We start from the raw sequence: 11,673 nt of genomic DNA, 5'->3' as shown, positions 1-11,673 counted from the left end.
CTTTCATGCCACAATACACACCAGTTGACGCCACCAGTTGCTTCAACATCAGCGCTTCTGCTGGGGCCGGATCAAACCAAGCGTTTGTTACCTACCTGCCCAAATGTGTTTCCTCGGTCTTTAGCTGGCTGCCGCTCTTTTTGGCAGAACAGATCGACACTCCAAGCGTTGCCCAACCGCGCGCTCCTTTATGAATTTTGATGAATTGAACCTGGCTCCGGCCATTTTGAAAGCTGTGAGCGAGCAAGGCTACGACACACCTACCCCTATCCAAGCCCAAGCCATTCCCGCCGTTCTGGCCGGACAAGACTTGTTGGCAGGTGCCCAAACCGGCACTGGCAAAACAGCGGCCTTTACCTTGCCCATGCTGCATAAACTCAGCATGTCGCGCAGCGCCACCAACCGCTTTGGCGTCTTCGGGGTTCGCGCTTTGGTGCTGACACCTACCCGCGAACTTGCTGCGCAAGTCGAAGAGTCTGTGCGTACTTATGGCAAATACCTGCAACTGCAATCTGCCGTTATCTTTGGCGGTGTTGGCATGGCCGCGCAAATCAAGGCCTTGAAAAAAGGCGTGGACATTTTGGTGGCCACCCCCGGTCGGTTGCTGGATTTACAGCAACAAGGTTTCTTGGATTTATCCACCGTGCAAATTCTGGTGCTGGATGAAGCCGACCGCATGCTCGACATGGGCTTTGTCCATGACGTGAAAAAAGTGCTGGCGCTGGTACCTAAGGACAAACAAAGCCTGTTGTTCTCAGCCACCTTCAGCCAAGAGATCCGCGACCTGGCCGCGCAACTGCTGCACAACCCTCAAAGCATTCAAGTCACCCCCGAAAACACCACGGTGCAATTGATCACGCAAGTGATTCATCCGGTGGGCCGCAGCCAGAAAAAAGCGCTGCTCGCGCACATCATCGAGCGCAAGCAATGGAGCCAGGTGCTGGTGTTTTGCCGTACCAAGTTCGGCGCTAACCACGTGGCCGAGTTTTTGAACAAACAAGGCATCACCGCCATGGCGCTGCACGGCAACAAAAGCCAAACGGCTCGCACGCAGGCGCTAGCGGGTTTCAAGAGCGGCGACATCCGTGTGCTGGTGGCCACCGACATCGCGGCGCGCGGCATCGACATAGACGATTTGCCGCATGTGGTCAATTACGAAATTCCGAATATCAGCGAAGACTATGTGCACCGCATCGGCCGCACAGGTCGCGCCGGTGCCAGTGGGGAAGCAGTCAGTTTGGTGTCCTTGGACGAGGAAGGTTTTATGGAAGAAATTGAAAAATTCACACGTCAGACCATCGCGGTTGAGAAGGTCGAGGGCTTTGGTCCGGCGCCGGATGAACGCGCCGAACCCATTGCCATGGGTCGCCAGACTTTGTGGGGCGGTGTCGGCAAACCGCCTAGCCGTGACGTGATGGCTTCCGCTGCCCGCGCCGCCCGCCAGGAAATGATGGAACGCATTCGCGAGAAAAAAGGCAGCGCCCCGCGCCAAGAACAACGCAGCGAAGGCCCGCGTTCAGAGCCACGCGCCGACCGTGGCGACCGCCCTGCTCGTCCACCGCAAGCGGCCAAGCCGCAAGGCGCTCACCCTGGTTCGCGCCCGCCCCAGCCTCGGCGCGATCGCAACGACCGTGGCCCACGTCCTGCGGCGCCAGCGCATGCGCAAGGCCACGATGACCATGATTCACAGCCTCCTCGCCATTTTGAGGATGACTTTCAACCTCGCGCCAATGCCCATTTGGGTACCCAAAGCGGTGTGAATGCCTTCGGCCACAAGTCAGGAGGCGGCGCAGGCCGTCAACCCGACCCAACCATGACGTCGGTAGATGTGCTCAGTCGCAACAACCGTGGTGGTGGTGGTGGTGGTGCCAAACGCCGCAGCGGCGGCGGTGGTGGCAGCGGCAAACCAGGCGGTTTTAGCGGCGGCCCCAAGCGCAGCGGTGGTGGCGGTGGTGGCTACGGCCGATGAAAGCTCATTGACAATTGAACAGTGGCTGCGGTCACGGCCACTGAATCCAATCAAACAGTCAAATTGTGATTCAAAAAAAGAACTGATCCAGTCCTCGTTCATTCAACACTGCATCTTCATGCGCACTCCGGCACCAGCGCTGGAATGGGTTGATTGTCGAAATAAGCGGCCATATTGGCCATACACAAATCCGCCATGGCTTTGCGGGTCTGATGGGTAGCGCTGCCTATATGCGGAGTCAACACGGTGTTTTTGTCCAGGCGCAATTCCCCGGGCACACGCGGTTCATCGGCAAACACATCCAAAGCGGCACCTGCAATGGTTTTCTTTTGCAAGGCCTCTATCAAAGCGTTTTGATCGACCACTGAACCGCGAGCCACATTGATCAAATAACCCTTGGGACCCAAAGCCGCCAGCACCTCGGCATTCACCAGATGCTTGGTCGCCGCACCACCTGGTGTGATGACGACGAGGTAATCCACATTCGCTGCCAATTCTTTGGCTGAAGCGAAATACGTGAACGGCACGCTTGGTGCGATGTTGCGCGAGGTGTAGGCAATAGACATTTCAAACGCCAATGCACGTTTGGCAATGGCCTGACCGATGCGCCCCATACCAATCAAACCCAGCCGCGCACCACTCATTTTGCTGCTGAGCGGGAACGGGCCTTCGACCCAATCGCTGTTGCGTACAAATTTGTCGGCTTGCGGTAAACGACGCGCCATCGACAACATCAAGCCCAGGGCCAGATCAGCCACATCGTCATTCAACACACCCGGTGTATGCGCCACTTTAATGCCGCGCTCCTTGGCAGCTGCCACATCCACGCCGTCGTAACCGACGCCGCAAATGGAGATGAACTCCAGTGCTGGAAACAAGGTCATGAATTTTTTATCAATCACTGCGTCGCCACCGCCAACCATGGCACGGATGCGCTGCAAAGCATTGGGGTCGGTGATGTGCTCGCGGTCATGCACCAAGTAATTGGCTTGCAAATCTGCCATCAATGTGGCGGCCAAGTTGGTGACCCTCAGTACTTCGATCATGGTGACTCCTTTTTGTGCCTGGCTCCGTGTAAACACCACGCTTCATCTGGCTTCGGCGAAGGTAGTATAGGCACACTCACATTTTTTGACACAGGCAATTTCAATGACGACCTCTCCTCCCCGCAAAAAACCCGAAGAACTCCGCAGCCAGCAATGGTTCGGACGTCAAGACCGCGACGGTTTTGCCTACCGCAGCTGGGTCAAGGGAAAGGGTGTTCCACACGACCAGTTCGATGGACGCCCAGTCATTGGTATTTGCAATACTTTCAGCGAGCTCACGCCTTGCAATTCTCATTTCCGCACTTTGGCCGAACAGGTCAAGATTGGTGTTTACGAAGCGGGTGGTTTTCCGCTGGAGTTTCCGGTGATGTCGCTGGGCGAAACCCTGTTGCGCCCCACCGCCATGCTTTACCGCAACCTAGCGAGCATGGACGTTGAAGAAAGCATTCGCGGCAACCCCATAGACGGGGTGGTGTTGCTCATGGGCTGCGACAAAACCACCCCGTCACTCATCATGGGTGCAGCCAGTGTCGATTTGCCCACCATCGGTGTCAGCGGCGGCCCCATGCTCAACGGCAAATGGCGCGGTCAAGAACTCGGCTCCGGCACCGGCATGTGGAGCATGAGCGAACAAGTGCGTGCAGGCACCTTGAAACTGGCAGACTTTTTTGAAGCCGAGAGTTGTATGCACCGCAGCCATGGCCACTGCATGACCATGGGCACTGCCTCCACCATGGCATGCATGGTTGAAGCACTGGGCGTGGGATTGCCAGGAAACGCGGCTTACCCGGCGGTGGACGGACGGCGCAATGTGCTGGCACGCAACGCCGGACGGCGTATTGTGGAGATGGTGCATACCGACCAAAAGTTGTCCAGCGTGTTGACACGCGAAGCATTCGAGAACGCCATCAAAACCTTGGCAGCCATTGGCGGTTCAACCAATGCCGTGGTGCACTTGATCGCTATTGCAGGCCGCTTGGGCGTGCCGCTGAGCGTTGACGACTTTGACCGTCTGGCCTCCGAGTTGCCTTGTTTGCTCAACCTACAACCCTCGGGCGACCATTTGATGGAAGACTTTTGCTATGCCGGCGGCTTGCAAGTGGTGATGAAAGAAATCGCGCATTTGCTGCACACCAGCATCGTCACAACCAGCGGTCACAGCGTGGCTGACAACATGGCAGATGCTGTGAATTACGACGAACGCGTCATCAAACCGTTTGACAAACCGTTCAAAGACAAAGCGGGTATTGCCATATTGCGCGGCAACTTGGCCGAGCGCGGCGCGGTCATCAAACCCAGCGCGGCCTCACCCCACTTGATGGTGCACACCGGACGCGCCGTGGTGTTTGAAAACATCGACGACTTCCACGCCCGCATCGACGACGAAAACCTGGACGTGGATGAAAACTGCGTGCTGGTTTTGAAGAACTGCGGCCCCAAAGGCTATCCCGGCATGGCCGAGGTGGGCAATATGCCGCTGCCGCCGAAAGTGCTGCGCAAAGGTATCACCGATATGGTGCGTATCAGCGACGCGCGCATGAGTGGTACGGCTTATGGAACGGTCGTTTTACATGCGGTGCCCGAGGCAGCAGCAGGCGGCACCTTGGCGTTGGTGCACAACGGCGACATGATCGAGTTGAATGTGCCTGAACGCCGCATTCAATTGCTGGTCAGTGATGAGGAATTGGCCAAGCGGCGTGCGTCATGGAAAGCGCCCGCTCCGGCCTTGGATTCGGGTTATTGGAAGCTGTACATAGACCACGTAACGCAGGCAGACGAAGGTGCTGACTTGGACTTTTTGCGCGGTAAGCGCGGGTCTTTTGTGCCGAAGGATAACCATTAAAAAGCGAAGCTTTTGAATGGTTGGGGGACTGCTCATATTGCGCAGCAATGTGGGCAGTCACCACAATCACTGAAAGGGACTGCTTCAACGGCTCACGTCACACCCCGGCCTCGCCTCCACGCTTGCGCAACGTCGGCTACGGCCGGGCTGTGACATTCGCCTAATGTGGAATTTACTGTCGCCGGCAATTACATTCGCGCCATCGCAATATCGCCAGTGCGGCAATAGAGGCCCCTGGGCGTTGGCAGGCTTAGGCTAGCGCTTCTCGCACGACCTCAGGGTGCTTGCGAGCGATACGAATGAGCGCTTGAGCCGCGCCAGATGGAGCCCGACGCCCTTGTTCCCATTCTTGGAGCGTGCGCTTCGAGATGCTAAGAGCGGAGGCGAACTCAGACTGGGACAAACCTGTGCCCTGCCTCGCTTGAACAACTTCGTTGACTTCCATTTCGGTCTTACGAGCGAATGTTCGCGCCTTCATTTCCCGGACCGATTGCAGTAGCTTGAGGCCCAGTTCCTCGCCTGACGGCGTTGTTGTCTTGGTCTTACGAGCGGTCATCTTCAATCTCCTTGCGAATTTCTTTCAGGATATGGCCTGGGATGTCGTCCTTAGCCGCCTTGGGATACACGAGGAGCATGCACAGCTCACTTGCAATCCACGCGAAGAACTCCAGCCTCTCTTCCATGCTCCAGATCTTCGCCGCTACTGCGACGAAGGTAGGTGTTTCAAAGATCGTGAGCATGCGGGAGTGTACGTCAGGGACGTATTCCGTGCAAGTTGGGCCGACGAAAGTATCGGTTGTGGGGCCTAACGAGGTTTTAAAAAAACACGATTTCGATACACAACGTTATGAAGAAGGTGCAGATTTGGACTTTTTACGCGGTAAGAGTGGGTCTTTTGTGCCAAAAGACAACCATTAAAAAGCGAAGCTTTTAAATGGTTGGGTGACTGCTCATATTGCGTAGCAATGTGAGCAGTCACCACAATCACTGAAGGCTCACGTCCCACCCTGGCCTCGCCCCCACGCTTGCACAACGTCGGCTAAGACCGGGCTGTGACATTCGCCTAATGTGGAATTAACTATCTCCGGCAATGACATTCACGCCATCGCAATGTCAGATGAAGCAATATTTGTAGGGCGAGCGCTGTAGCCCGGCCTTAGCCGACGTTGCGCAAGTGTGGAGGCGAGGCCGGGCTATGGCGCCCGCCGACCCAGAAAACGCAAGTGGCTTTAAAACTTACAAACCTTCAAAGCTATCTTCTGCAAATTTGCAAAGCGGGAGGTATAGACCGGCCGTAGTCGACGTTGCGTAAGCGTGGAGGCGAGGCCGGGCTGCAGCGCTCGCACAGTCAACCTTTGGCACTTTAATAGCCGACGTTGCGTAAGCGTGAAGGCAAGGCCGGGCTATAGCACCCGTCAACCTAAAAAAAGCAAATGGCTATGAAGCTCACAAACCTTTGAGCGCCGTCTTCTCCAAACCAGCCGCCTTGCAATCGTCTATGTACTGACGAATCACATCTTGGAAATTCGCATCCGGTTGCAAACCCAAACGGGGCGCACGCAACGCCTTGGCACCCTTAGGCCAATTGGCAACGATGCCCGCGATCCGTTCATCTCGCTGAAACTTGACACGCGCTCTGACCGCAGGCCCCGCCACGGCCTCAAGAGCATCCAACATTTCTTGCACCGTCACATTCAAAGCCGGCAGATTCATGGCGCTGCGGCCTTGGAACTCTTCAGCGCTGGCTTCAAAAATAGCAATCAAACTGCGCACCGTCACGCTGGGTGAAGACACCGGATGAGAGACGCTGGCGTCCACCGGACAAACCGATTCTTCACCCGCCAACGGCTCGCGCAATATGCCGCTGAAAAATGAGGAAGCAGCACCGTTGGGTTTGCCAGGTCGCACACTCACGGTCATCAAGCGTGCGCTGCGGCCATCGATATAGCCCTTGCGGCTGTAGTCGGCCACCAAGTATTCACACATCAGTTTTTGCGAACCGTAAGAAGTTTGCGGCGTGGTGAAGGTGTCATCCGTCACAACATCAGGCAGTGGGTGAGCAGGATCAGGTCCATATACCGCCACGGAGCTGCTGAACAGCAAGCGGGGTTTGTTGCCTGCGGCACGCAGTGCGTCTAAAAGAGCGCGGGTGCTGTCTAGGTTGGATCGCATCCCCAAGTCAAAGTCTGCCTCACATTCGCCAGAGACTGCAGATGCCAAATGAAAAACTCCATCGAATTGGGCTTGTGCAAAACCTGCGCATTGCTCCAGCAAGGGGCCAGTCAATACTTGTACTCGGGGATCAGCAGCCAAGTCAGCAGGGGCAGGAAATTGGTCTGCCAACACCAACTGTGAAAGCTTGCTACCCGCCAATTCGCCTTTGGACAGCAAAACACGCGCCAATCGGGCGCCCAAAAATCCTGCGCCGCCGGTAATCAATAACTTCATTTCAATTTCCCTGTTTGGATCAAGTTGAAAGCATAGCGTGTTCATGCCGGTAATCTTTGGTGATTTTTAAGGGGTATCACCTGATATACCCTTAATGCATAAACAGCTTATGCTCGTCTGATTGCAGTGCGCTGAGTACTGCCCCATTCGGAGTGTGACATGGCAAGCGTGACCATTGGTCGGGTAGAAAAATACTTTGGCCGAACCCACATCATCAAAGGTGTCAGCATCGATATCGCAGATGGTGAATTTTGTGTACTTGTCGGTCCCTCTGGCTGCGGTAAGTCCACCTTGTTGCGCATGATTGCCGGTTTAGAGGAGATCTCAGCCGGCGAGATTCACATCGGCGACAAACTCGTCAACCAGATGCCTCCCAAAGAGCGTGACATTGCCATGGTTTTCCAAAACTATGCGCTTTATCCGCACATGACGGTGCGAGACAACATGGCTTTTTCTTTGCTGTTGGCCAAACAAGCCGCCAATAAAATCGCCGAACGTGTAGACATAGCAGCTGGCATCTTAGGTTTACATGCCCTGCTCGACCGTTATCCACGCCAACTGTCTGGCGGCCAGCGCCAGCGCGTGGCCATGGGACGCGCCATCGTGCGCGACCCGCAAGTCTTCTTGTTTGATGAACCGCTGTCCAACTTGGATGCCAAGTTGCGTGTGTCTATGCGGACCGAGATCAAAGAGTTACACCAGCGATTGAAAACCACCTCCATTTATGTCACGCACGACCAAATCGAAGCCATGACCATGGCCGACAAAATCGTGGTCATGCGCGACGGCGTGGTCGAACAAATCGGTAGCCCGCTAGAGCTGTACGACCATCCCGCCAACCAATTTGTGGCTGGTTTCATTGGCTCGCCATCGATGAATTTCCTGCCCGGCGTCATTCGTGGCAAGCAGATCGCCTTGAGCGATGGCAACCTACTGCCCATGCCTTTGCATGCACATGCCGCAGAAGGTCACAGTGTGATTTACGGTATCCGCCCCGAGCATTTAGACATCACTGGCGACGGTAACGGTTTAGCGACTGAAGTCATCGTGGTCGAGCCCACGGGCGCGGACACCCAAGTTTTCACCAAAATCGCAGGTGTTGAAGTCACATCCGTGTTTCGCGAGCGCCATGCGTTCACCCCTGGTAGCACCATTCGTTTACAGGCTGATGCCAGCCGCGCCCATTTATTCGATGCCGCCAGCGGCCAAGCGCTGACAGCCTGAAAAAACCATTGAATCTGGAGACAACCTCATGACCGGCACTACACGTCGACAATTCATCCAATCTACCGGTTTGGCCACTGGCGCTGCTGCTGTTGCACCCGCTTTGTGGACCTCGAAAGCGCAGGCGCAATGGAACAATGTTCCCGAAAAAGACGCCAAGCTGCGCGTGCTGCGCTGGAGTCGTTTTGTCCAAGGCGAGCTAGATGCCTATATGGCGAATGTCAAAAAATTCACTGAAAAAACCGGCATCGAAGTAAGGGTCGATACCGAAGGCTGGGAAGACGTGCGACCCAAGGCGGCGGTAGCGGCCAACACAGGTGCCGGACCAGACATTATTTTGTCGACCAATGACGATGCCAACCTCTACCCCGACAAGTTACTCGATGTCACCGATCTTTGCACTTACCTTGGCAGTAAGTACGGGGGTTGGTACCCTGCATGTGAAACCTATATGCGTCCAGACGGAAAAAAATGGATTGGTGTGCCTTTGGGCGCCAGCGGCGCCATCATCGTGTACCGGCAAAGCATGTTGAAAGCGGCGGGGTTCAATACCTTTCCCAAAGACGTAGACAGTTTTTTAAAAATGTTCCAAGCGCTTCACGCCAAGGGTACGCCCGGCGGCATGGCATTAGGCAATGCCACCGGTGACAGCGGTTGGACGCATTGGCTGATGTGGGCTTTCGGCGGCTCCATCGTTGACAAAAACAACAAGGTCGTGATCAACAGTCCGCAAACCATCAAGGCGCTGGAGTATGGTCGTGAACTCTACAAAACCTTCATTCCCGGCACCCTGTCATGGTTGGACCCGAACAACAACAAAGCATTTTTAGACAACCAAATCAGCGTCACCAACAACGGCATTTCTATTTACTATGCTGCTAAAAACTCAGACAACCCAGCTGTCAAAGCCATTGCCGCAGACATTCAACACGCACCCTTTCCCGTGGGTCCGGTCGGTGTGCCCACTGAATACCATTTGTTCTTTAACCAAATGATTTTCAAGTACACCAAATACCCGAACGCGGCCAAAGAATTTTTACGCTTCATGATGGAAGCCGAGCAATACGATGCCTGGCTGCAAGGCGGCGGCGGCTATGTGTCGCACCCACTGGCGGCCTATGCTAAAAACCCGATATGGAGCGTGGACCCCAAGCACACGCCCTACCGTGACTCTGCCAAAAACATGCGCCCCTCGGGCTACGCTGGACAACTGGGCTACGCATCCGCGGGTGCAATGGCCGACTTCATTGTCAGCAACATGGTGGCTGAGGCGGCCTCAGGCTCTCAATCGCCTGCTGAGGCGGCTCAACGTGCGCAAAAACGCGCCGAGCGTTACTACAAATCCTGATGCTGCAAAAACTTCAAAACAGCCGCAATGGTTTGGGCTTGGTGTTCATGGCACCGGCCACCATCTTGCTGGTACTTTTTCTCACCTACCCGCTGGGTCTGGGAGTATGGCTGGGCTTCACAGACACCAAAATCGGACGCGGCGGCGAATTCATCGGCTTGGAAAATTATGAGTTTTTATGGGAAGACTCGGTCACCCGCTTGGCCTTGTTTAACACCCTTTTTTACACCTTCATCGCCAGCGTGCTGAAGTTTTTTCTGGGCCTGTGGCTGGCAGTGCTGCTGAATGAAAAACTGCCTTTCAAAACCTTTTTCCGTTCGGTCATTTTGTTGCCATACATCGTGCCTACCGCCTTGTCTGCATTGGCCTTTTGGTGGTTGTACGACGCGCAGTTTTCCATCATCAGCTGGATGCTCATCAAGTTAGGGTGGATTGACCATTACATCGATTTTTTGGGTGACCCATGGAATGCGCGTTTGTCTGTGCTGGCCGCCAATGTCTGGCGCGGCGTGCCTTTTGTTGCGATCACGTTGTTGGCCGGTTTGCAGACCATTTCGCCTTCTCTGTACGAGGCCGCAGCGATTGACGGCGCCACCGCTTGGCAACGTTTCAGACACATTACGCTGCCACTGCTCACACCCATGATCGCCGTGGTCATGACTTTTTCTGTGCTCTTTACTTTCACCGACTTTCAGCTGATTTACGTCATCACCCGCGGCGGTCCGCTGAACGCCACGCATTTGATGGCAACACTGTCTTTTCAGCGGGCCATTTCGGGCGGGGCTTTGGGTGAAGGCGCTGCTATTGCGATTGCCATGGTGCCGTTTTTACTGGCCGCCATTTTGTTCAGTTATTTCGGGTTGCAACGCCGCGCCTGGCAACAAGGAGGCAGCGACGCATGAGCGCTACAGCAGAAGACGACAGCCAAGGCATGTCCTATCTGGACACGGTACGCAGTCGCTGGGTTACTGTTTACATCCCGTTGGGTATTTTTGTGTTCGTGTTGCTGTTTCCGTTTTACTGGATGGTCATCACTTCGGTGAAACCCAACAACGAACTGCTTTCACGCGACGGTAATCCGTTCTGGGTGATTCAACCCACCCTAGAGCATTTCCAAAAACTGTTATTCAAAACCGCCTACCCAGAGTGGTTGTGGAACACGGTCATCATCTCGGTCGTCTCCACTGTGGTGTCTTTGTTGTGCGCGGTACTGGCAGCCTACGCCATCGAACGCTTGCGTTTCAAAGGTGCGCGGCAAATGGGACTGGGTATTTTTTTGGCTTACTTGGTGCCTCCGTCTATTTTGTTTATCCCCCTGTCCACCATCGTATTCAAGCTCGGATTGTTTGATACCCGATGGGCTTTGATCCTTACCTACCCCACATTTTTGATTCCTTTTTGCACTTGGTTGCTGATGGGCTATTTCCGCTCCATACCTTTTGAGTTGGAAGAATGCGCGTTGATTGACGGTGCTACTCGGTTTGAAATTCTTTGGAAAATCATTCTGCCCCTGTCTGTGCCTGGTTTGATATCAGCAGGTATTTTTGCTTTCACCTTATCGTGGAATGAGTTCATTTATGCGCTCACATTTATCTCTTCATCAGAAGTGAAAACCGTACCTGTAGGCGTGGTCACCGAATTGGTCGAAGGCGATGTTTACCATTGGGGCTCACTGATGGCGGGCGCTTTGTTTGGCTCGCTGCCGGTGGCTGTGTTGTACTCATTTTTCGTCGATCACTATGTTTCCGGCATGACCGGTGCGGTCAAGGAATAAGATCAAGGCCTGTTTTTCAAC

General features: G+C 54.8%; 11 protein-coding genes. 7 read left to right on the top strand and 4 right to left on the bottom strand.

Translation table 11 applies throughout. From position 1 onward, the window contains the following. A partial coding sequence (locus tag AC9UG7_RS01115) for a hypothetical protein (protein ID WP_509583240.1) occupies positions 1-194 on the top strand: 194 nt, incomplete at its 5' end. Then, positions 191-1,969: a DEAD/DEAH box helicase gene (locus AC9UG7_RS01110; RefSeq protein WP_509583238.1), complete on the top strand. Its 1,779-nt coding sequence runs from the start codon at positions 191-193 to the stop codon at positions 1,967-1,969. The genes AC9UG7_RS01115 and AC9UG7_RS01110, both read left to right, overlap by 4 nt. A gap of 116 nt (positions 1,970-2,085) precedes the next feature. Here AC9UG7_RS01110 and AC9UG7_RS01105 read toward each other — a convergent pair whose 3' ends face one another. Next, on the bottom strand, positions 2,086-3,015 hold the full coding sequence (locus tag AC9UG7_RS01105) for a 2-hydroxyacid dehydrogenase (RefSeq protein WP_509583237.1): 930 nt from the start codon (positions 3,013-3,015) through the stop codon (positions 2,086-2,088). Between the two features lie 103 nt (positions 3,016-3,118). On the opposite strand from AC9UG7_RS01105, the gene AC9UG7_RS01100 reads away from it, so the two are divergent. Next, positions 3,119-4,858: an IlvD/Edd family dehydratase gene (locus AC9UG7_RS01100; RefSeq protein WP_509583235.1), complete on the top strand. Its 1,740-nt coding sequence runs from the start codon at positions 3,119-3,121 to the stop codon at positions 4,856-4,858. Positions 4,859-5,108: 250 nt separating this feature from the next. On the opposite strand, the gene AC9UG7_RS01095 is transcribed toward AC9UG7_RS01100, so the two are convergent. The 3 genes from AC9UG7_RS01095 to denD all read right to left on the bottom strand — a co-directional run bounded on the left by AC9UG7_RS01095 (position 5,109) and on the right by denD (position 7,306). Beyond that, positions 5,109-5,303, bottom strand: coding sequence for a helix-turn-helix domain-containing protein (locus AC9UG7_RS01095; RefSeq protein WP_509583244.1), 195 nt, complete (start codon positions 5,301-5,303; stop codon positions 5,109-5,111). Positions 5,304-5,400: 97 nt separating this feature from the next. Continuing rightward, positions 5,401-5,598, bottom strand: coding sequence for a hypothetical protein (locus AC9UG7_RS01090; RefSeq protein WP_509583233.1), 198 nt, complete (start codon positions 5,596-5,598; stop codon positions 5,401-5,403). 706 nt (positions 5,599-6,304) lie between these two features. Beyond that, positions 6,305-7,306, bottom strand: coding sequence for a D-erythronate dehydrogenase (gene denD, locus AC9UG7_RS01085; protein WP_509583231.1), 1,002 nt, complete (start codon positions 7,304-7,306; stop codon positions 6,305-6,307). Between the two features lie 159 nt (positions 7,307-7,465). Between denD and AC9UG7_RS01080 the strand changes: the two genes are divergently transcribed. Genes AC9UG7_RS01080 through AC9UG7_RS01065 form a run of 4 tightly spaced genes read left to right on the top strand, consistent with a single transcriptional unit; the run spans position 7,466 to position 11,652 of the window. Continuing rightward, entirely contained in the window at positions 7,466-8,530 is a 1,065-nt protein-coding gene (locus AC9UG7_RS01080) for an ABC transporter ATP-binding protein (protein WP_509583229.1), read from the top strand. 28 nt (positions 8,531-8,558) lie between these two features. After that, positions 8,559-9,878 (top strand): ABC transporter substrate-binding protein, encoded by a 1,320-nt coding sequence (locus tag AC9UG7_RS01075; RefSeq protein ID WP_509583227.1) that lies wholly within the window; start codon positions 8,559-8,561, stop codon positions 9,876-9,878. Continuing rightward, on the top strand, positions 9,878-10,780 hold the full coding sequence (locus tag AC9UG7_RS01070) for a carbohydrate ABC transporter permease (protein WP_509583225.1): 903 nt from the start codon (positions 9,878-9,880) through the stop codon (positions 10,778-10,780). Before AC9UG7_RS01075 ends, AC9UG7_RS01070 begins: the two co-directional genes overlap by 1 nt. Then, positions 10,777-11,652, top strand: a complete 876-nt coding sequence (locus tag AC9UG7_RS01065; RefSeq protein ID WP_509583223.1) for a carbohydrate ABC transporter permease — start codon at positions 10,777-10,779, stop codon at positions 11,650-11,652. Before AC9UG7_RS01070 ends, AC9UG7_RS01065 begins: the two co-directional genes overlap by 4 nt. The last annotated feature ends 21 nt before the right edge of the window (positions 11,653-11,673 follow it).

Origin of the sequence: Limnohabitans sp., from assembly GCF_046052765.1 — a bacterium.
Taxonomy (GTDB): domain Bacteria; phylum Pseudomonadota; class Gammaproteobacteria; order Burkholderiales; family Burkholderiaceae_C; genus Limnohabitans.
Note: the sequence above shows the minus strand (reverse complement) of the source record. Positions and strands in the feature narration are given on the sequence as shown.

Bases quoted from the DNA above. Each gene is read 5' to 3' on its own strand.
- AC9UG7_RS01110 (WP_509583238.1), top strand. From the start codon at position 191: ATGAATTTTGATGAATTGAACCTGGCTCCGGCCATTTTGAAAGCTGTG.
- AC9UG7_RS01100 (WP_509583235.1), top strand. From the start codon at position 3,119: ATGACGACCTCTCCTCCCCGCAAAAAACCCGAAGAACTCCGCAGCCAG.
- AC9UG7_RS01070 (WP_509583225.1), top strand. From the start codon at position 9,878: ATGCTGCAAAAACTTCAAAACAGCCGCAATGGTTTGGGCTTGGTGTTC.
- AC9UG7_RS01075 (WP_509583227.1), top strand. From the start codon at position 8,559: ATGACCGGCACTACACGTCGACAATTCATCCAATCTACCGGTTTGGCC.
- AC9UG7_RS01090 (WP_509583233.1), bottom strand. From the start codon at position 5,598: ATGCTCACGATCTTTGAAACACCTACCTTCGTCGCAGTAGCGGCGAAG.
- AC9UG7_RS01095 (WP_509583244.1), bottom strand. From the start codon at position 5,303: ATGGAAGTCAACGAAGTTGTTCAAGCGAGGCAGGGCACAGGTTTGTCC.
- denD (WP_509583231.1), bottom strand. From the start codon at position 7,306: ATGAAGTTATTGATTACCGGCGGCGCAGGATTTTTGGGCGCCCGATTG.
- AC9UG7_RS01105 (WP_509583237.1), bottom strand. From the start codon at position 3,015: ATGATCGAAGTACTGAGGGTCACCAACTTGGCCGCCACATTGATGGCA.
- AC9UG7_RS01080 (WP_509583229.1), top strand. From the start codon at position 7,466: ATGGCAAGCGTGACCATTGGTCGGGTAGAAAAATACTTTGGCCGAACC.
- AC9UG7_RS01065 (WP_509583223.1), top strand. From the start codon at position 10,777: ATGAGCGCTACAGCAGAAGACGACAGCCAAGGCATGTCCTATCTGGAC.